The 20,535-nt window shown below is 64.3% G+C and carries 18 protein-coding genes; 12 read left to right on the top strand and 6 right to left on the bottom strand.

The features are described 5' to 3' along the window. The first annotated feature begins 47 nt into the window (after positions 1-47). Positions 48-728 (top strand): leucyl/phenylalanyl-tRNA--protein transferase, encoded by a 681-nt coding sequence (aat, locus tag CO669_RS16650; RefSeq protein ID WP_097660877.1) that lies wholly within the window; start codon positions 48-50, stop codon positions 726-728. Positions 729-793: 65 nt separating this feature from the next. On the opposite strand, the gene CO669_RS16645 is transcribed toward aat, so the two are convergent. After that, complete coding sequence (locus CO669_RS16645; RefSeq protein ID WP_198964059.1) at positions 794-1,831, bottom strand: DUF2155 domain-containing protein; 1,038 nt, start codon at positions 1,829-1,831, stop codon at positions 794-796. A 201-nt stretch (positions 1,832-2,032) separates the two neighbouring features. Here CO669_RS16645 and lipP1 point away from each other — a divergent pair, with 201 nt between their 5' ends. Together lipP1 and CO669_RS16635 are read left to right on the top strand one after the other, a co-directional pair. Then, positions 2,033-2,980, top strand: coding sequence for a LipP1 family hormone-sensitive lipase (gene lipP1, locus CO669_RS16640; RefSeq protein WP_097660875.1), 948 nt, complete (start codon positions 2,033-2,035; stop codon positions 2,978-2,980). Between the two features lie 13 nt (positions 2,981-2,993). Further along, complete coding sequence (locus tag CO669_RS16635) at positions 2,994-3,998, top strand: Na+-dependent transporter (RefSeq protein WP_097660874.1); 1,005 nt, start codon at positions 2,994-2,996, stop codon at positions 3,996-3,998. Here CO669_RS16635 and CO669_RS16630 read toward each other — a convergent pair. Next, a complete protein-coding gene (locus CO669_RS16630; protein ID WP_097660873.1) occupies positions 3,995-4,933 on the bottom strand; it encodes a GlxA family transcriptional regulator in 939 nt (312 codons plus the stop codon). The two genes, CO669_RS16635 and CO669_RS16630, sit on opposite strands and share 4 nt — an antisense overlap. A gap of 96 nt (positions 4,934-5,029) precedes the next feature. Between CO669_RS16630 and CO669_RS16625 the strand changes: the two genes are divergently transcribed. Continuing rightward, on the top strand, positions 5,030-5,716 hold the full coding sequence (locus CO669_RS16625; protein WP_097660872.1) for a DJ-1/PfpI family protein: 687 nt from the start codon (positions 5,030-5,032) through the stop codon (positions 5,714-5,716). 193 nt (positions 5,717-5,909) lie between these two features. After that, positions 5,910-6,563: a glutathione S-transferase family protein gene (locus tag CO669_RS16620; protein ID WP_097660871.1), complete on the top strand. Its 654-nt coding sequence runs from the start codon at positions 5,910-5,912 to the stop codon at positions 6,561-6,563. Between the two features lie 430 nt (positions 6,564-6,993). On the opposite strand, the gene CO669_RS16615 is transcribed toward CO669_RS16620, so the two are convergent. Then, positions 6,994-7,401, bottom strand: coding sequence for an NADH:ubiquinone oxidoreductase subunit NDUFA12 (locus tag CO669_RS16615; protein ID WP_097660974.1), 408 nt, complete (start codon positions 7,399-7,401; stop codon positions 6,994-6,996). Positions 7,402-7,644: 243 nt separating this feature from the next. Between CO669_RS16615 and CO669_RS16610 the strand changes: the two genes are divergently transcribed. From CO669_RS16610 to CO669_RS16595, 4 genes are all read left to right on the top strand, one after another. Further along, a complete protein-coding gene (locus CO669_RS16610) occupies positions 7,645-8,274 on the top strand; it encodes a BA14K family protein (RefSeq protein ID WP_097660975.1) in 630 nt (209 codons plus the stop codon). A gap of 245 nt (positions 8,275-8,519) precedes the next feature. Continuing rightward, on the top strand, positions 8,520-8,936 hold the full coding sequence (locus tag CO669_RS16605) for a response regulator (protein WP_097660870.1): 417 nt from the start codon (positions 8,520-8,522) through the stop codon (positions 8,934-8,936). Further along, positions 8,933-11,194 carry a CHASE3 domain-containing protein gene (locus CO669_RS16600; RefSeq protein ID WP_097660869.1) on the top strand — a complete coding sequence of 754 codons (2,262 nt, stop codon included), beginning with the start codon at positions 8,933-8,935 and terminating at the stop codon, positions 11,192-11,194. Before CO669_RS16605 ends, CO669_RS16600 begins: the two co-directional genes overlap by 4 nt. A gap of 86 nt (positions 11,195-11,280) precedes the next feature. Next, positions 11,281-11,766, top strand: a complete 486-nt coding sequence (locus tag CO669_RS16595; protein ID WP_097660868.1) for a DoxX family protein — start codon at positions 11,281-11,283, stop codon at positions 11,764-11,766. A gap of 5 nt (positions 11,767-11,771) precedes the next feature. Here CO669_RS16595 and CO669_RS16590 read toward each other — a convergent pair whose 3' ends face one another. Continuing rightward, positions 11,772-12,668, bottom strand: coding sequence for a DMT family transporter (locus CO669_RS16590; RefSeq protein WP_097660867.1), 897 nt, complete (start codon positions 12,666-12,668; stop codon positions 11,772-11,774). A gap of 764 nt (positions 12,669-13,432) precedes the next feature. Here CO669_RS16590 and CO669_RS16585 point away from each other — a divergent pair. The 3 genes from CO669_RS16585 (at position 13,433) to CO669_RS16575 (ending at position 19,068) form a co-directional block, all read left to right on the top strand. Further along, complete coding sequence (locus CO669_RS16585; RefSeq protein ID WP_097660866.1) at positions 13,433-17,203, top strand: vitamin B12-dependent ribonucleotide reductase; 3,771 nt, start codon at positions 13,433-13,435, stop codon at positions 17,201-17,203. Positions 17,204-17,393: 190 nt separating this feature from the next. After that, positions 17,394-18,431, top strand: a complete 1,038-nt coding sequence (locus CO669_RS16580) for a ParA family protein (protein ID WP_097660865.1) — start codon at positions 17,394-17,396, stop codon at positions 18,429-18,431. Positions 18,432-18,438: 7 nt separating this feature from the next. Continuing rightward, the gene (locus CO669_RS16575; protein ID WP_097660864.1) at positions 18,439-19,068 is read left to right on the top strand and encodes a hypothetical protein; all 630 of its coding nucleotides are present in this window, start codon (positions 18,439-18,441) and stop codon (positions 19,066-19,068) included. A 124-nt stretch (positions 19,069-19,192) separates the two neighbouring features. On the opposite strand, the gene CO669_RS35050 is transcribed toward CO669_RS16575, so the two are convergent. Further along, positions 19,193-19,441 carry a hypothetical protein gene (locus CO669_RS35050; protein ID WP_143278681.1) on the bottom strand — a complete coding sequence of 83 codons (249 nt, stop codon included), beginning with the start codon at positions 19,439-19,441 and terminating at the stop codon, positions 19,193-19,195. A gap of 113 nt (positions 19,442-19,554) precedes the next feature. Next, entirely contained in the window at positions 19,555-20,415 is an 861-nt protein-coding gene (locus CO669_RS35045) for an SH3 domain-containing protein (protein WP_143278680.1), read from the bottom strand. Positions 20,416-20,535 lie beyond the last annotated feature (120 nt).

Below are 20,535 nucleotides of genomic sequence, written 5' to 3'. Positions count from 1 at the left end.
CTGCGCCCCATCGCAACCGCATCGCGATCCTGCTATGATTGCGCACCATGACTTCGCGTGACTCCGCTTCGTCTGAAATCACCCCGGCCGTGCTGCTGCGCGCCTACGCCTGCGGCATCTTCCCGATGGCGGAAAGCGCCGACGATCCGACCCTGTTTTGGGTCGAGCCGGAGCTTCGCGGTGTCATCCCCCTCGCTGGATTTCGCGTCGCCTCGCGGCTCGCGCGCACCGTGCGCTCGGATGCGTTTCGCGTGACGGTCAACACCGCATTCAAGGCGACGATCGCCGGCTGCGCCGCGCCGCAGCAAGGACGCGAGGACACCTGGATCAACAAGCGCATCCGTGACCTCTATGGCGGCCTGTACGAGCTCGGCCATTGCCACAGCGTCGAGGCCTGGCAGGGCGAGGACCTCGTCGGAGGACTTTACGGCGTCAGCCTGGGACGGGCGTTCTTCGGCGAGAGCATGTTCCACACCGCGCGCGACGCCTCCAAGGTCGCGCTGGTGCATCTGGTCGCGCGGCTCATCCATGGCGGCTTCGAGCTGCTCGACACCCAATACGTCACCGAGCATCTGAAAAGCTTCGGCGCCGTCGAGATCTCGCGACGTCGCTACACCGCGCTGCTCGACAAGGCGCTGGCCGGCGAGCCCGGCGATTTCCTCAGGCTCTCGTCGGGCGAAGCCATCCCGGGCGCACGCGCGCTCGAGATCATCGCCTCGCGACAATAATCGATAGCCGGCTTAGCAGCCGAAGCTGCGAGATCTGACCTAGCGGCCAAACCCGGGGATTTGGCCTAGCGGCCAAACCCGGGGATACCGAACAGACCCGGCCGCTGCTCCGGCGGCGGGGGCGGCGGTGGTGCCGGTTGCTGCTGCTGGATCGGCGGCAGGGGCTGCGGCGGACGCTGCTGCACCTGCTTGGGCGCGGCCTTCTTCTGCGCGGGCGGCGGCGGAGGCGGCGGTTTGGTCGCAGGATCCGGTGCCGCGGTGGCGATCGTCTGCTGCGGCTCTTTGCAGTCGGTGAGCCAGATGTCGTAAATCGGGTGCTCGACACCGTGCAGGCCCGGGCTTGCCGCATACATCCAGCCCGAGAAGATCCGCTTCACCTCCCCTTGCAGGGTGATCTCGTCGACCTCGACGAAGGCGTCCGTATTGGTGGCCTCCGTCGCCGGCCGCGTGTAGCAGGCGTCGGTCTTGACCCTGAGCGCGCCGAACTGGACGGTCTCGCCGATCTCCTCGTCGAAATTGATGATGCGCCCGGTGATCTTGTCGAGACCGGAGAACGTCGCCTTCTTGTTCACGATCTTCTGCGCCGGCGGTTCGGTGACCACCTCGTCGCCCGGCTGCAGGCTCGCCGGGGTCTGCGGCACGGCGCCGCCCGGCCCGCCCTTCTGTTGCGGCTGGCGCCCCGGCGCGCCCGGCTGAGCGCCTCCTGGCGGCGCGACCGCAACGGGCGGCGGCTGGTTGGGTGGGGCGACGGTGGAGCCCGGCGGCGGCGCCAGCGGCTGGGTCTCGACCGGCCCCGGCATCACATTTCCCTGCCGCCCCTGAGGCGGCGGAGGCATCGGGCGCGACGGCAGCACGCGGCCCTGCGGTGGCAGCTCCGGCACCTCTTCGTCGTCATCGGGGATCTGCTGCGGCTGCGGCTGGCCACGCGGAATGTTGCCGGGCGGCCGCAACGGCGGCGGATCGGAAAAGATCGTGCCGATTTGCGCCCGAGCCGGCGTCGCAACCGTCAGTGCAGTGGCGGCCAAAAGCGCCGCAAGACCTGTCAGAGTAATGGTTCGAAACATCTCGCGCGGCTTCAACAGCGAATCGGGCTTGCTGGACATTTTATAGAGGATACCGCCGCTCGCAGGCCCTCCGGTTAACACGGCGAATACGGCGGGGGAAGGGCGGCAACCCTGCCCTTCCGGGCCCCGTCTGGCCAGACCGGCTGCCGAATGGGATAGTCGAACGCCCCTCCCAGGGGCGCGAGGCGGGCATCGTCTTCCGATTGCCCCCGACCCGAAACACCCCCGAGGTCACTCCCGATGCCCGTTGTGCTCGATCCCGATGCCGCTGCCGTCTACAAGGCCTTCCAGGACGCCGGCCGCCCGGCCTACGAGACCCTGACGGCGGCCGAGGCCCGCGCCTATTACGCGCAGGCCCGCTTTGCCACCAACCCCGAGCCGCCCGAGCTCGCCCACGTTGCACCGCTCTCGATCCCGTCCCCACACGGCGCGATTCCCGCGCGCATCTACGTTCCGAAGGAGCCGCGCCGGCACGACGGCCTGGCGCCGGCGCTGGTATTCTTCCATGGCGGCGGCTGGGTGATCGGCGATCTCGACTCCCACGATGTCGCCTGCCGCCAGTTGGCCGACGCCGGCGCGCTGATCGTGATCTCGGTCGATTACCGTCTGGCCCCCGAGCACAAATTTCCCGCGGCCACCGATGACGCCATCGCCGCGACCGGATGGGTTGCCGCCAACGCACGCGAGTTCGGCATCGACGCCGCTCGCCTCGCTATCGGCGGCGACAGCGCCGGCGGCAACCTCACCGCGGTCGTCGCGCTCGCCGCGCGCGATGCCGGCGACCCTGCGCTCGCGGGCCAGGTGCTGATCTATCCCGCCACCGATTTCGCCATGACCCACGGCTCCCACAGCGAGCCCGAGACCAGCGTGCTGCTGACGCATTCGGTGATCCGCTGGTTCCGCGACCACTACCTCAACGGCGCCGCCGACATCCACGATTGGCGCGCATCGCCGGCACGGGCGCAGGACCTGGCGGGCCTGCCGCCGGCCTACGTGCTGACCGCCGGCGCCGATCCGCTGCGTGACGAAGGCGACGAATATGCCGCGCGGTTGAAGCAGGCCGGCGTATCAGTCACGACCAGGCACTATCCCGGCCAGTTCCACGGTTTCTTCACGATGGGCAAGCTGCTGCCACAGGCCAATGTCGCAATCGGCGAGATCGGCGCGTGGCTGAAGGGATTGGGCTGAAACGCCGTTCCGCATGGCCTCTCCTCTCCAATCCATCCTAGCGCCGCCGCTGCGCACCCTGAACTGGCTCGGCAGCCAAGGCACCCGCGCGGTGGCGGCCGTGGTCTTCATCGCCGCCGCGGTGCCGCCGCTCGGCGCGCTGCTGCGTCCCTATCTCACCGAGGCCATCCTCTGCCTGCTCTGCATCTCGTTCATGCGGGTCGATCTGGCCGCGCTGTACAGCCATCTGCGCCGCCCGGCGCTGGTTGCAACTGCCACGGCCTGGACCACGATCGGCGTGCCGTTGATCGTCGGATTGATCGCTCACGCAACCGAGCTCACGGCCCGCGCGCCCGGGCTTTCGCTCGCGCTGATGCTCCAGAGCATGGCTTCGCCGATGATGGCCTCGCCTGCCCTCGCCGCATTGATGGGTCTCGACGCCACGCTCGTGCTGATCACGCTGGTGACCTCGACCGCGCTGGTGCCCTTCACCGCCTCGCTATTCGCGGGCCTCTTCCTCGGCGACATGCTCAGCATCACACCGCTGACGCTGGGCCTGAAACTCCTCGGCATCCTCGCGACATCGCTGCTGGCCGCGACCGCCATCCGCTGGGTCTTCGGCGCGGAGGCGATCCAGCGTCACAAGGCGCCGATCGACGGCCTCAACATCATCATCCTCTTCGTCTTCGCGGCCGCGATCATGGGCGACGTCGTCAGCGACCTGCTCGCCCAGCCGCTCGTCACCCTCAGCCTCGCAGCCTTGTCCTTCGCGATCTATTTCACCCTGCTGGCGGTCACCACGCTGCTGTTCCGCCGCATCGGCTACGAGCGCGCGCTGGCGCTCGGGCTGATGGTGTCACAGCGCAATCTCGGGCTGATGCTGGCCGCGACCGCCGGCGCGTTGCCGGCAACGACATGGCTCTATTTCGCAATGACGCAGTTTCCGATCCACCTTGCGCCATACCTGCTGATGCCGATTGCGCGGCGTTTGACGGCGCGCGCGCAGGCCTCCGGCTCTGCTGCAGCGAGCTCCCCCTAGCCAGTCCGCGCCGCGCGCCGCAGCGCCTGTGGTGGCTGGCCGAAGGCGCGGATGAAGGCGCGCCGCATTCTTTCGGGATCGCCAAACCCGGTCGTCTCGGCGACGAGCTCGATCGCCTCGCGCGAGGACTGCACGCGCTCGCGCGCGACCTCGAGCCGGAGCCGCTCGACCGCCTTGGACGGCGTCGTGCCTGTCTCGGCGGCGAACGCGCGGGCAAAGTGCCGCGCGCTCATGCCGGCGCGATCGGCGAGATCTTCAACGGTCAGCCTCGTGTCGAGATTCTCGCGCGCCCAGGACAGCAGCGCGCCGAAGCGGCCGTTCGGCGCCTTCAATTCCAGCAGCGAGGAGAACTGCGACTGGCCGCCGCTGCGGCGATGATACAGCACGAGGTGACGCGCGGCCTGCTGCGCGATCTCCTCGCCATGATCTTCGGTCACCATCGCGAGCGCCAGGTCGATCCCTGCGGTGATGCCCGCCGACGTCCACACATTGCCGTCGCGGGTGAAGATCTGGTCCGGCTCGAACTTCACCTTGGGATAGCGCGCGACGAAATCCCGCGTGCGTCCCCAATGCGTGGTGGCGCGGCGGCCGTCGAGCAGGCCGGCCTCGGCCAGCACATAGGCGCCCGAGCAGACGCTTGCGACCCGCACGCCGCGCCTGGCCAACCGTTGCACGAAGGCGCGCGTTGCCTCGCAACGCGCCGCGTCCGCCACGCCCGCGCCGCCCGCAATCACCAGCGTCGTGATCGCATTTGCCGACCTGAAATCACGCGCCATCATCTCGACGCCCGACGAGCTGCGCACCGGCCCCGCATTCAGCGCCAGCAACCGTAGCGCCAGCGGCGTGCCGGCGCAGCGCGCCGCGACCTCGAACGCCGAGATCGGGCCGGCCGCATCGAGCAGCTGAAAGTCCGGGAAGATCAGAATGCCGATCATGGTCCATGTCCGAAATAGTGGGAATTATGCCATTTCAGCCACAAGGGCACCATGCCAAAGTTCGCCCGTCAAGCTCATCTTTGAAAGGATCCGCCGATGACGTCCCCGCTCCAGATCGGTCTCCTGATATTTCCGCGCGTCACCCAGCTCGACTTCACCGGTCCCCTGCAGGTCTTCGCGATGGTGCCCGGCGCGAAGCTGCATTTGATCTGGAAGCGGATCGAGCCGGTGCCGAGCGACTCCGTGCTCACCCTGACACCGACCACGACCTTCGCCGATTGCCCACAACTCGACGTCATCTGCGTGCCCGGCGGCGGCGGCACCAACGATCTGCTTGGCGATGAGGAGGTGCTCGACTTCCTGCGCAAGCAGGCCGCGGGCGCACAATACGTCACCTCGGTCTGCACGGGATCGCTGGCGCTTGGCGCCGCCGGCCTCCTGAAGGGCTACCGTGCCGCCACCCATTGGAGCGCGATGGAGATGCTGAGCCAGTTCGGCGCGACGCCAACGAAGACCCGCGTCTGCATCGACCGCAACCGCATCACCGGCGGCGGTGTCACCGCCGGCATCGATTTCGCGCTGACGCTGGTGTCGATCCTCGTCGACCGCACCACGGCGGAAGCGATCCAGCTCCAGATGGAATACAACCCCGCGCCGCCGTTCAATTCGGGCTCGCCCGATACAGCCCCGCCCGAAGTGATGGCCCTGTTGAGAGAACGTGGCGCGCAAAACCAGGCGCGGCGGCTCGAGGCCGTGAAACGCGCGGCCGAACGCGTGGCGTAACGCGACAGCGCCTCCGCAGCGCAGCGCGAGCTTGCGTCGCACGACCGCATTCGCACCCAACCTGTCCCGGGCGCCACGGAATCGCTCTGGGACCACCGCACTGCTGACATGACGTTGTCAGGAGCCTGCCGCGACAATCCGCATTGCGCGTCACGCCGGCGTCCCGGCCGCGCGCGCAAGGGAGGATCTGACCATGGCGCGGTACCGGCTGCATTGTGTCGGCGCCTCGGGCAATTCGTTCAAGGTTGCCCTCTTCCTCAACTGCGCCGGGCTCGACTGGGAGCCGGTCGGCGTCGATTTCGCCGGCGGTGAGACCCGCGCTTCTGACTGGCGGGCCGCAGCCAACGTCATGGGCGAAATTCCCGTCCTCGAAGTCGATGGCCGGCATATGAGCCAGTCAGGTGCGATCCTGATGTGGCTCGCCGAGACTCACGGCGTGTTTGCTCCGACCGGCAAGGAGACGTTCGAGACGATGCGCTGGCTGCTGTTCGACAATCACAAATTCACGTCAAGCTTTGCGCAGCACCGGTTTCAGCGCTGCTTCATGCCGGAGCCCGTCCATCCGGCCGTGCTTGCCTACTTGCGCGGCCGCACCGAAAGCGCCTTTGCGATCGTCGACAAACATCTCGCCGACCGCCGCTTCATGCTGGGCGACCGGCCGACGATCGTGGATTTCTCGCTGCTGGGCTACCTCTATTATCCTCGCGAGGAGACGGGCTTCGACCTTGCAACCGCTTTCCCTGCCATCGATGCGTGGCGCCAGCGTGTTGCCGAACTGCCGGGCTGGAAGCCGCCTTATGAGATGATGCCGCTCGGCAACTCGCCGCCGCTTCATCTTCATCTCTGAGAAGCGGAAAGCGCCGACCATTGGTCGCCGTCACGTCCCGGGCCCGCGGTGTGGGAAGCGCTGCGTCCGGGAGCACGAGACGTCGCATAAGCCCGCAACAGAAAAAGGCCGCTCGGTTTCCCGAGCGGCCTTTCCTGTCTCACGGCGGCTGCACATTCACATCGGGCGATTTCGGAGCTTCCAGACCGGGGGCCTATCTCCCGATCGAGTCCTTCCTCGGCGGCCGCTGCATCTCGGGACAGTCGCGAACTGTTGCCCGAACCGAGCGCGATGGTCTCCCATCTCCGTAAGATGAGTTCATTGAGCCGCATCACCTGCGTCGGCGCAACGGCCGCGCAGGCACCGTCCCCGCTGTTCCCGTTGTCCACAGCAAGACGCGGCGGATGCGCATGCATCCAATTTGACGATGAAGAGGCGAAGGCTGGAAAGTCTAGCCAGGCGTCCAGGGCTGGTAGTCGCCGGTCGCCTTGGGCCGCTTGCCGCTGGCGAGCGTCGAGCCCGAGGGACGATAGGCCATGGCCGTGCCGGTGAGATTCGGCTGGTGCGGCTTCTCCCACTCGCGGGGCTGATAATTGTCCTGCGTCGGCGGCACGTCCACGGTGTGATGAATCCAGCCGTGCCAGGACGGCGGGATCCGGCTCGCTTCGGCGAGGCCATTATAGACCACCCAGCGCCGCTCGAAGCCGAGGGTCGGATCGACCACCCCGCCGCGGGTGCGATAGTAGAGATTGCCCTGCTCGTCCTGGCCGACCAGCTCCCCGTACCGCTTGGTCCAGAGTTGGGTGCCAAAAGTCTGGCCATTCCACCAGGTGAAGAACTTGAGGAAGAACTGTTTCATGCGGCAAGGGCCCTGCTTCGTCCGGCCCTGATGCCATCCGCGCGGCGAAATGTCCAGTTCGGCGGCGGCAGCGGTGCCCTTCGCAGATGTGATGCCGGTCCAGGCGCTGCCGCAAATCGGACGCGATCCATTCATGCCGGGTACAGCGGACGCGAGCGAGGCTCTCGTTCACGCGCAAACTGGCGTGATCCCAGGAACCCCGGCCCTCTCATAGGGTTTGCTTCCGGGAAAAGGAGTTTGATCATGAAAAGTCTGAAACTGTTGAGTGCCGCTGCGGTCGCGGCCTTGGTTCTCCCGCTGGCAACGCCGAGCTTCGCACAGGGCCATGGCGGTCGTGGCGGCGGCGGCGGCGGCGCGCATTTCGGTGGCGGCGGTGGCGGTGCGCGCATGGGCGGCGGCGGCTTCGGCGGCGCCCGGATTGGTGGCGGCGGCGCCGCCTTCCACGGCGGTGGCGGCAATTTCGCGGCCGGCGCGGCGGTCCGTCCGAGCGGCGGCACATCCTTCACCGGTGGCGCAGCCCGCAACTTTGCAGCCGCCAGCGGCGGCACCTGGCAGGGCCGCAGCGGTAATTGGAACGGCGGAAACAACTGGAACGGTGGCGGGTATCACCACCATCGTCGCGGCGGGTTCTGGCCGGGCTTTGCGGCCGGCGCGGCGATCGGCGGCCTGGGCTCCTACGCCTATTACGGTGGCGGCGGCTATTATGACGACCCCTACTATTATGGCGACAGCTCCTATGATGAGCCGACAGTGGCGGTGGTCCCCGATGGCGGCGGCGACGCCGCAGGCTATTGCGCGCAGCGCTACAGGTCCTACGACCCGGCCTCGGGTACCTACCTCGGCTACGACGGTGAGCGGCATCCCTGCCCGTAAGCACGCCGGACACGCTTGAAGGAAGGCGTCGCATCGTTGCGACGCCTTTTTTCGCGCCTCTCGAGGATCTCAGGGATGCCGCTGACCCCGGGTCGATGGTTGCGATGATCCGTACAAATCGAAAGAAACGAACCTGTATTCACCGCACCGTGCATATCTACCCATATCCAATCCAAAATTGACCCGACCCACGATTCGCGGATATCACCAATCACAGTGGGGACTTCGATCTACTGGGAAGTGTCATGCCGCGTATTCTCGTGGTTGATGACGATCCGATGGTCGGCGCGACCATCGAGGTCCTCCTCCAACGTCAGGGCTTCGACGTCACGCTGGCCGACGGTGGTGAAACAGGACTGGCTGCGCTGGAAGCGCAGACCTTCGAGGTGATGCTGGTTGATATCTTCATGCCGCATATGCGCGGCTTCGAGTCGATCCGCATCTTCCATGAACGCGCGCCGGCTACTCCGCTGATCGCGATGTCCGGTTACGCCTTCGCATCATCCGCCTCGCCCTCTCCCGATTTCCTCCGCATGGCGCTCGAGCTCGGCGCAACGCGCTGCCTGCGCAAGCCGTTCACGCCGGAAACGCTGCTGACCACGATCCGGGAATGCCTCGCGGGTGAGAGCGCGCAGCCGAAGGACAAGAAAGAAGCCCCTTGATTCCAACGCAGCGCGTCATTCTCGGTGCTGGACTTGCCATCCTCCTGATCATCACCGCAGCCTCGATCGCCCTCGACGTCAAGTCGCGGTCCGATGCGGCCTGGGTCAACCATACCGTCCAGGTGCAGAAGAAGATCTCCGATCTGCGCGTGCTGCTGCGCCGCGCCGAGAGCGCCGCGCGCGGCTTTGAGCTCTACCGCAGCCCGGGCTTCAGCGCCGAGTTCGAGGCCGTCCACGCCGAGATCGCGCCGGCCCTCGCCGAACTCAAGCGCGGCCTGCGCGACAATCCCGATCAGGTCACGCTGCTGGAGGGCATCGAACCGCTGGCGCTGCGTCGCGTCGAGATCGCCGCGACGGCGATGCGCCTGCGTGCCGCGAACGACGAGGCGGGCATTGCCGCGCTCAACGGCAAGGCCGAGGGCCGAGGCCTCATGGACACGGTGATGGGCAATCTCGACCGTCTGAGCGCGGAGGAGGAGCGCCTGCTCGCCGCGCGGTCCCAGGATTCGCGCCGTACCGGCATCGTGCTGCTCGGCATCGACGTCGCCGGCGCAGTGCTGATCCTGATGCTGGTCGCGCTGGTGATGCGCGAGAGCCGGCGCGCCACAGGGCAGCTGCAGAGCACGCTGAGCGAGACCACGGCCGCCAAGCAGGCGCTCGAAGCGGCGGTCGCCGAGCGCACCGAGCATCTGGTCACCGCGCATGACGAGCTGCGCTTGTCGGTCAACGTGCTCCAGAGCACGTTTCACAGCATGGCGGAGGCGGTGCTGGTGATCGATGCCGACGGCAACGTGCTGCTGTCCAATCCGGCGGCGGAGCGCATGCTGCTGCATCGCGTCGGCATGAACCTGCGCAATCTGCGCGCGCTGTCGGACGTGTTTCACGGCGACGGCGTCACGCCGCTCAAGGCCGACGAGCTGCCCTCGGCGCGCGTGCTGCGCGGCGAGAAGTTCGAGGACATGGAGATGATCGTCCGCCCGCACAGCGGCAATCCTCCGCGCCATCTCATGATCAGCGGCCGGCCGATGCTGGACGGGCAAGGCGACATTTCCGGCGCGGTCCTGGTCTATCACGACGCGACCATGTCCCGCGAGACCGAGCGACAGCTGTACCAGTCGCAGAAGCTGGACGCGATCGGCAAGCTCACCGGCGGCGTCGCGCACGACTTCAACAACATGCTGACCGTGATCTCCGGCAACACCGAGACGCTGGTGGCGAGCCTGAAGCAGCAGCCCGAGCTTCAGCAGGTGGCGCGGCTGATCGACGAGGCCGCCGAGCGCTGTGCCGAGCTGATCCAGCACCTGCTCGCCTTCGCGCGCAGGCAGCCGCTGCAGCCGCGCAACATCGAGCTCAACGCCGCGATCGCTGACATCGCGAAACTCTTGCGCCCCACCCTCGGCGAGCAGATCCAGATCGAGACCGTGCTGGAACAGGGTCCGATCACCGCGCATATCGATCCGTCCCGGCTCACCAATGCCGTGCTCAACATGGCGATCAACGCGCGCGACGCCATGCCGAACGGCGGCAAGCTGCTGCTGGAGACCCACCGCGTCGTGCTGGACGAGACCTACGCGCAGGCGCATGCGGACGTGGCGGCCGGCCCCTATGTCATGCTCGCGGTCAGCGACACCGGCACCGGTATGTCGTTGGAGACCCAGCACAAGGCATTCGAGCCGTTCTTCACCACCAAGGAGGTCGGCAAGGGGTCGGGCCTCGGCCTCTCCATGGTCTACGGCTTCGTCAAGCAGTCCGGCGGCCACATCAAGATCTACAGCGAGCAAGGCCACGGCACCACGATCAAGCTTTATCTGCCCCCGGGCGAAGGCACCGCGGAGGTCGCCGCCGTCGTCGCGCCGCAGGTCGAGGGCGGCGCCGAGACCATTTTCGTGGTCGAGGACGACAATCTCGTGCGCAACTTCGTCACCGCGCAGCTCCAGAGCCTCGGCTACAAGACCGTGGCTGCGCCCGACGGCAAGGCCGCGCTGGACTTGATCGAGGCCGGCCAGGCCTTCGACCTGCTGTTCACCGACGTCGTCATCCCCGGCGGCATGAGCGGGCGCGAGCTCGCCGAAGAGGTGGCCAAGCGCCGGCCGGGCCTGAAAGTGCTCTACACCTCCGGCTACACCGACAACGCCATCGTCCATCACGGCAAGCTCGACGACGGCGTGCTGCTGCTGACGAAGCCCTATCGGAGAAACCAGCTCGCCGAGATGATCAGGAAGGCGCTGGGCGGCGACGGAGCAATGCCGACAAGTTAGGCAGCGACGGCGCACCCCGCTTGCGTTGCGTCAAGCTGCCTCGTGACGCGCGCGCATAGGGTGTTCTCGGCAAGGGGAGAACAGCCATGTTCATTTCGTTAGACGACTTCCGGATCAAGACAGAGAATTTCGACCTCACCCGCATGGAGAACATCGTTCGCATCGCGTGCGGCCTCTTCTACCTTCCGCACGTCGCGGGCAAGTTCGCAGGCCTCGGCGTCCTCAACCCGCCGATCGTGAAGTTCTTCGCGGCCGCCGGCCTGTCGCCGCCGGAGGCATGGGTCTACATCGCCGCCGCCGCCGAACTGTCGGTCGCCATCGCATTGACGCTCGGCCTCTGCACGCGTTTCGCCGCGCTCGGCTCGGTCGCGCTGATGGTCGTGGCGGTCTATTCGCTGCAGGTCGTGAAGGGCTTCGGCTGGACCTGGAACACGGGCGGCTACGAATATCCGGTGTTCTGGGGCATCTGCTCGCTGGGGGTCGCCGTCCACGCCTGGAAGACTTGGGCGAGCGCAGGCAAGCACGCCGTTGAAGCCGGCGGCCGCGAGGTGCGGATGGCACCTGCGGAGTAGTTCGCTCAGCGCGTCGCCAGCACCACTGCCGCGAGCGTGAAGACCAGCGCGGCGATCTGGCCCGGTCCCAGTGGCTCGTGCAGCGCGATCGCCGAGGCGACGACGCCGATGACAGGCACCGCCATGGTGCCGATCGCGGCGACCGATGCCGGCAGGCGGGCGAGCGCTGCGAACCAGCTGACATAGGCGATGCAGAACTGCACCACGGTCGAATAGACCAGCAGCCACCAGCCGACCGGCGTCACCTTGTCCAGATGGGTGGTCTCGACCATGAGGCCGATGATCGAGATCGGCAGGCAGCCGATGCCGATCTGCCAGGCCGCGGCCGTGATCGGCGGCAGATGGATCGGGTACTTCTTCGAGAACACCGTGCCGACGGCAAAGCCGAGCGCCCCGCCCAGCGCCATGATGATGCCCGGCAGCTTCTCCACGCTGGCGGCAATGCCGTTGCCGCCCATGATCGAGGCAAGGCCGACGAAGGCCATCACCAGCCCCAGCGTGCGCAGTACGGTCGGGCGCTCGCCCAGCACCGGCCAGGCGATGATCGAGGCCCAGACCGGCATCGTATAGGCGATCAGCGCCGCCTCGCTCGCGGGCAGCCAGAGCAGCGCCAGGCCCATCAGCACCATCCAGCCGGTGACGTTGAGCACTGCGGCGGTCACGAGGCGCGGCCAGGTGGCGGCGTCCACGCGCAGGCTCTGCCGGCGAACCAGTGCCAGCAGCGCAAGCAGAATCGCACCGAGCACGCCCGTCACCCCGCGCAAGGTCAGCGGTGGCAGCTCGGAGATCAGGAATTTCGTGACAGGCCAATTAAAACCCCAGCCGATCGAGGTGATCGCGAGGAACATCAGGCCGGCCGGGGCGATGCGCGGTCGCGCATCCCGGCGAGTCGAATCAAGCATGGGGGTATCCGGCAAAATCTGGGGTCAGCTTGGCGCGGATTCGCACCCTTAACCACCACCTCGGCGGGCATGCCTGCCCTCACCTTCCGTAGGGCTACGTGAGTCCTGCTGACGCAATCCCATTGCTCAAAAATATACCTGCCCTGTGAACAGCGGGATGAAGGCTCCGCATCACCACGGCATGCAAATTTTTTCAGTTGGGAATCCTTCAGGACTCACTGATACTTGCCCCCACAACAGGCGCGGCGAAGACCCCTGTTATCCCCCACAATCCACCATATTTAGTATTTGATTCAGGAACCCGCACTAGTTCTTGACGGGCGCAACGGAGAGTCCTAGCTTTCGGTCCGTTCGGCGCGAGTGAGTTTGCGTCCCGCCGGCACTCCCCCAAAGGGTCTCGCAAAACTGCACTCCGCCAAGCCAGCCAAAGGCAGCGGATGACGGCTTGTCTGCCCGCGAAAGGCGGACTCTTCGGGCGCCAGAACGGGCCGGCAACAGGCTCGGATGGCATCGATAGACGTTGTGACAGTGGGGCGTTGAACGCATGTCGCGCACATCCCCTTGGGGGCGGATGGGCGTGGATGTGCCGGCGGGATGGATCGATGCACGCATCGCGCCATCGCGCCGGGAAAAACAGGGCCGGGTCCACCGGCTGAACTGCGGAGCTCTCCGGCCAATGGCCAAGGGGGCGCCGCGAAACGAAATGTCGACCCGGCACGCCTGAACGGAGGCGGGACCGGTCAAACTTAGGACGGGGCAAGACGATGCGGATTGAGCGGCGCCACACCACTTCGGGACAGTCACCTTACGCGGGAATCGAATTCCGCCTGACCACGTCGGAGATTCGCAATCCCGACGGCTCGGTCGTGTTTAAAATGGACGGCGTCGAGGTCCCGACCGCATGGTCGCAGGTCGCCTCCGACGTGCTCGCCCAGAAGTATTTCCGCAAGGCCGGCGTCGCCGCGCGCCTGAAGAAGGTCGAGGAAGAGTCCGTCCCCTCCTTCCTGTGGCGCTCCGTGCCCGACACCGAGGCCCTTAGCCAGCTGCCCGAGAAGGAGCGCTATGTCAGCGAGCTCTCGTCGAAGCAGGTGTTCGACCGCCTCGCCGGCTGCTGGACCTATTGGGGCTGGAAGGGCAAGTACTTCTCCACCGACGAGGACGCCCAGGCCTTCTACGACGAGCTCCGCTACATGCTCGCCATGCAGATGGTCGCGCCGAACTCGCCGCAATGGTTCAACACCGGCCTGCACTGGGCCTATGGCATCGACGGCCCCGGCCAGGGCCACTATTACGTCGACCCCTTCACCGGCAAGCTGACCAAGTCCAAGTCGGCCTACGAGCATCCGCAGCCGCACGCCTGCTTCATCCAGGGCGTCGGTGACGACCTCGTCAACGAAGGCGGCATCATGGACCTCTGGGTCCGCGAAGCCCGCCTGTTCAAATATGGCTCCGGCACCGGCTCCAACTTCTCGCGCCTGCGCGGCGAAGGCGAGAAGCTGTCGGGCGGCGGCCGCTCGTCCGGCCTGATGAGCTTCCTCAAGATCGGCGACCGCGCCGCGGGCGCGATCAAGTCGGGCGGCACCACGCGCCGCGCCGCCAAGATGGTCGTGGTCGACGTCGATCACCCCGACATCGAGACCTATATCGACTGGAAGGTGAAGGAGGAGCAGAAGGTTGCCGCCCTCGTCACGGGATCCAAGATCAACCAGAAGCACCTCAAGGCCGTCCTCAAGGCCTGCGTGAACTGCGAAGGCTCGGGCGACGATTGCTTCGACCCCGAGAAGAACCCGGCGCTCCGCCGCGAGATCAAGCTCGCGCGCCGCAGCCTCGTGCCCGACAATTACATCAAGCGCGTCATCCAGTTCGCCAAGCAGGGCTACAAGGACATCCAGTTCGACACCTACGACACCGACTGGGACAGCGAAGCCTATCTCACGGTCTCCGGCCAGAACTCCAACAACTCGGTCTCGCTCCGGGACGACTTCCTGCGCGCCGTGGAGACGGATGGCGACTGGAATCTGAACGCCCGCACCTCCAAGAAGGTGACGAAGACGCTGAAGGCGCGCGACCTCTGGGAGAAGATCGGCTACGCCGCCTGGGCGTCGGCCGACCCGGGCCTGCACTTCAACACCACCATGAACGACTGGCACACCTGCAAGGCGTCCGGCGACATCCGCGCGTCCAATCCGTGCTCGGAATACATGTTCCTGGACGACACGGCGTGCAACCTCGCCTCCGCCAACCTGCTGACGTTCTACAACACCGAGACCAAGCACTTCGACGTCGATAGCTACGAGCATCTCTGCCGGCTCTGGACCATCGTGCTCGAAATCTCCGTGATGATGGCGCAGTTCCCGTCGAAGGCGATCGCCGAGCTCTCCTACGAGTTCCGCACGCTCGGTCTCGGCTACGCCAACATCGGCGGCCTGCTGATGACCATGGGCCTGCCCTATGACAGCAAGGAAGGCCGTGCCATCGCCGGCGCGCTGACTGCGATCATGACCGGCATCACCTACAAGACCTCGGCGGAGATGGCTTCCGAGCTCGGCACCTTCCCCGGCTACAAGAAGAACGCCGCGCACATGCTGCGCGTGATCCGCAACCACCGCCGCGCCGCCCACGGCCAGTCCAACGGCTACGAGGCGCTGTCCGTCAACCCGGTGCCGATGGACCTGGTCTCCTGCCCGCAGACCGACCTCGTCACCCACGCGCAGGCCGCCTGGGATGCCGCGCTCGAGCTCGGCGAGCAGCACGGCTATCGCAACGCCCAGACCACGGTGATCGCGCCGACCGGCACGATCGGCCTGGTCATGGATTGCGACACCACCGGCATCGAGCCCGACTTCGCGCTGGTGAAGTTCAAGAAGCTCGCCGGCGGCGGCTACTTCAAGATCATCAACCGCGCCGTGCCGGCCGCGCTGCGTGCGCTCGGCTATCGCGAAGCTGATATCGCCGAGATCGAGGCCTACGCCGTCGGCCACGGCTCGCTGTCGAACGCGCCCGGCATCAACGCCTCGACGCTGAAGGCCAAGGGCTTCACCGATGAAGCCATCGCCAAGGTCGAGAAGGCCCTGCCGACCGCCTTCGACATCAAGTTCGCCTTCAACAAGTGGACCTTTGGCGAGGACTTCATCCGCGACCAGCTCGGCATCGGCGCCGAGGCGATCGCAGCCCCCGGCTTCGACCTGCTCCAGGCCGTCGGCTTCACCAAGCGCGAGATCGAGGCGGCCAACGTTCACATCTGCGGCGCAATGACCGTTGAAGGGGCGCCGCATTTGAAGGCGGAACATTACCCCGTGTTCGACTGCGCCAACCCCTGCGGCAAAATTGGAAAACGCTATCTGTCGGTCGAGAGCCACATCCGCATGATGGCCGCGGCCCAGCCCTTCATCTCGGGCGCGATCTCCAAGACCATCAACATGCCGAACGACGCCACGGTGGAGGACTGCAAGTCGGCCTACATGCTGTCGTGGAAGCTCGCGCTGAAGGCCAACGCGCTCTATCGCGACGGCTCCAAGCTCTCCCAGCCGCTCAACTCGCAGCTCATCAGCGACGACGAGGACGAGGACGATGCGGTCGAGAGCCTCTACGAGAAGCCGATGGCGGCACGTGCCGCCCAGGTCTCGGAGAAGATCGTCGAGAAGCTGGTCGAGCGCATCATCGTGATGCGCGAGCGCGAGAAGATGCCGGATCGCCGCAAGGGCTACACCCAGAAGGCGGTCGTCGGCGGCCACAAGGTTTACTTGCGCACCGGCGAATATGATGACGGCCGTCTCGGCGAGATCTTCATCGACATGCACAAGGAAGGCGCGGCGCTCCGCTCCTTCATCAACAACTTCGCCATCGCGGTGTCGCTCGGCCTGCAATACGGAGTGCCGCTCGAGGAATATGTCGACGCCTTCACCTTCACCCGCTTCGAGCCGGCGGGCCCCGTGCAGGGCAACGACAGCATCAAGTACGCGACCTCGATCCTCGACTACGTCTTCCGCGAGCTCGCGGTGAGCTACATGTCGCGCTTCGATCTCGCCCATGTCGACCCGACCGAGTCGAATTTCGACGCGCTCGGCAAGGGCGTCGAGGAAGGCAAGGAGCCGGAGGAGCCGAACCACCAGGCGACCAGGCTGGTCTCGCGCGGCCTCACCCGCTCCCGCACCGACAACCTGTTCGTGATGCGCAGCGGCTCGGCTGCGGTCGCGCAAGGCAACGACAGCGCGCCATCCGGCGGCAGCAAGGTCACCGCTCTCGCCTCCCACGGCACGAGCGCCCGGGTCGGCGACGTCATGGAAGGCGCGGTCGCGCTGAAGCAGGAAGTCCAGCACGACCTCTCCCCCACGGAGAAGCTGGAGCAGCTTCAGTGGAGCAAGGCCGGCAGCGCCGCAACGGTCGCCGCCCCCAGCAAGGCCGAGCGCCGCGCGGAAGCCAAGGCCAAGGGCTACGAGGGCGAGATGTGCAGCGAGTGCGGCAACTTCACGCTGGTGCGGAATGGCACCTGCATGAAGTGCGATACTTGCGGAAGTACGACGGGGTGTTCTTAACATCTGTCAGTATTGAGTCAGCACTGACGTACAAACGGCGGCCCACGGCCGCCGTTTGCTCTTCCTAACAACCACAATTTGCTGCACGAAGGACCCAACGCTACAAGACCGATCTCAATCCAACGTCCGATTGACCTCCATTTCAGACACGTGCAACATTTCTCATCAATGGAATGCGGAGCCTGCCGCTATGGGTAAGATTGTCAATTTCTTCAATCACAAGGGCGGCGTATCGAAGACTACGACCGTGTTCAATCTTGCTTGGATGCTTGGCACAATGGGCAAGAAAGTCATCGTGGTCGACTTCGACCCGCAGTGCAATCTGACAGGCATGGTCCTTGGCTTCAAAGGTGTCGAAGACCTTGAAGCAACCTACAAAGAAAACCCCGCAAACAACGTTAAAGATGCCTTGTCGCCAGCCTTTGAATCGAAGCCCCGTCAAATCGTTGGTGCGGAGTGCATTGCTGTTGAAGGCAATGACAATCTGCTCTTACTTCCCGGGCATATCGGCCTTGCGGAGTACGAAACTACGTTGGGAATAGCACAGGAACTAAGCGGCTCCCTGTTGGCTCTCCGCAATTTGCCTGGGTCAATTAGGTTCATGCTGTCTGCAACCGCTGAAAAATATGAGGCAGACTATGTTTTCGTAGATATGAGCCCCAGCTTAGGACCGGTTAATCAAAACCTACTGATGACCAGCGACCACTTTATCGTCCCGCTCCACCCCGACTACTTTTCAGCAATGGCACTGTCATCTCTCACTAGAGTTCTTCCTCGGTGGAAGGCTTGGGCAGAAACTGCAAGAGGCATCGAAGTTCTCAAGACAGCGGACTATCCGTTTCCCGATCCTCAAGCCACCTTCATTGGCGCGGTCATTCAAAAATACCGTCCCCGAAAAGGAGCAGCAAGCAGTGCATTCCAGCACTGGATTGACCAGCTCGTGGCCGGCCTCAAGGACCAACTGGTCCCCGAACTTGCAAAGGCAAAGCTGCTCGACATTGCTGACTACACGGCAAGGGTCGGAGACGCTCCATGGCATCCCATCATGGAAGTTGCCGACTTCAATTCCCTCATTGCTCTTTCTCAAGAACACCAGATGCCAGTTTACGCATTGACGCCAGCGATTGTCGGCCGTGGCGCTATCTGGGATCAAGCAAAGGAAAGCATGGACGTTTTCTACGCGGGATTTGAGGACTGCGCGAAGAAGGTCATTGCATTGACAACTTAATACATCGATGACGCCCAAAGCCTACTTCGATGACGTTTGGAATCGAGCCGACCTGTTCGTGACTTTGCACGCGTATTTCATGAACAATGTCGCTCCAGTGGTCCAATCGGACGATCTCCTCCGTGCAGAATGGGCGATGCGCGTTAGCGCCCTCGACCTTTATGTTCACGAAGTCGTTGCGCAAAATTTGTTGAAAATATTTCAGGGTGCACGCCCTGTCTGCCCAGGATACTCAAAGCTTCAAATCTCCAGCGATACGCTCATGAGAATCCATGCGAGCGGCCCGGGGCACGCTAGCGATACGGCGTTCGATCTTGAGATAAGAACAAGACTAGCGAGGGCGACTTATCAATTTCCAGATGATATTGCAGATGGGATCAGGATGGTGTCACCGATCGAGTTGTGGAATGAAATTGTCCGGCATCACGGCGCCGCCGCCCCAGCAATAGTGAAAGTCCAAGCGTCAGCACTGAAGGGCGAGCTCACACAGGTCGTTAATCGGCGGAACAAGATCGTTCATGAGGGCGATCTTCAGCCTGGCATTCCGCGTACACCTTGGACGATAACCCGTCAGGACGTCGACGAAGTAAAAGCTGTAATTGAAAAGATTGTAACCGGCATAGAGGCTAAGGTCTGAACGCATAGTGTGCGGTTAGCTCCGGTAGGACAAGTTCAGCACAACGGAGGAGACGAGTTGGCAATGCGGCGACCTAACCCTCCATGATTGCTCCGGATGGAGCTAACTCCCCCGAAGCTGCCAGCTAGTCAGAGGCCTCGGATGCGTTGAAGTCAGGTCCCGGGACGCCGGCTTCCTTAAGCGCGCGCGCCAGTTTAGCGTAGAGGTTTGGATTGCCCCGCACACTCTTTGGATCGTCCGTAACCGTGGTGTGAAACCATCCGGTGCCTGGGATGGTCAGGTGTATGTGCCCGGTCTTTTGATCGTACCAAGCGCCCATTTGCAAATAGGCTGAGTTGCCGCCACGCTCCGACTTGCTGATCCCGTTGCTCATCAACTCTCCTTGCTAGCGCTGGCCTGGATGAGTGGAGCGAAATCCAGGAATGCTGAAGCTTTGAAGTTCGGGATATCGCTTTGCTTGTCTAGGCCACGCACCGCTCGATCGCGTCAATTCTGCGAGGCAAGCCTTGTCGCCAACGCAAATCCCGACATCCCAGAGTAAGTCACGCGACACCAGTTTAGCTTATCGGTGGGACCAGGCTCGCATGTGTGAACGATGATATCCCGTCCTTGGACAGGAATTGAACCGATAGATGGACAAAATTGGTCCGGACCGTTTCGTACAATTACCTCCTGAGGTTCGCTCGAATTGCTCTTCGCTACTGAGAAGAGAGCAGCAGAACGCGAAGTCAAATACCTGGCGCGAGACCATCCTCTCGTGTTCTTGCATTCGACAGGGCACCATTCTCCACTGCACTCACCAACTGTAATCTCGGTGCCATTGGGAGGAATGAGACCAACAGGGATCCCGTTGAGATTCGGTGCGTTGCGAACCACCAAGCCATGATCGCTATCATCAAATCTGATGTTGGTGACTACATATCGTCCAGACGAGCTACCACACGAGCCAACGGCCTTCTCACCTGCGAGGGCGCAAACCGACAAAGTCGCTGCTTGGATCGGAGGATCTCCGAGAAGCAGTGACGCCCAGACATTCGGCCATTTCATTGCGACCGCGGTCGCAGTGAAAACGAGAAAGGTGATGAAGAACAGGGCGACAGCCCAAACCATTGCTATGCCCGCCGCTAAAATCGGCGCACTTCGAGCAGACAATAACCGTGCGCAAACGATGAGTAGCAACATGGCAATTAGCATGCCGCCGAAGATCACGAACGTTGCGCGGCTATACCCCAGAAAACCGACAACGATTGCCCCTGCCGCTGCGATGCCAGCGGCTCCAAGGGCGAAATCAACGACAGGAACTGCGCGACGCGCCGTGTTCAAAACTTCCAATGGCAACAAGGCCATGATCCGCTCCTCTGGAGCATAAAAAGTTCTTTAGATAAGCTTGCCTGCCCTAAATGAACGAATTCTGCCGAATTCTCTCTTGGGTTGCAAGGAAAAATGGTAACACTCAGCTGAGCGGTA

Source organism: Bradyrhizobium sp. Y36 (assembly GCF_002531575.1).
GTDB lineage: Bacteria > Pseudomonadota > Alphaproteobacteria > Rhizobiales > Xanthobacteraceae > Bradyrhizobium.
The sequence above is the reverse complement of the archived record's forward strand: the minus strand, read 5'-3'. Positions and strand labels throughout refer to the sequence as shown.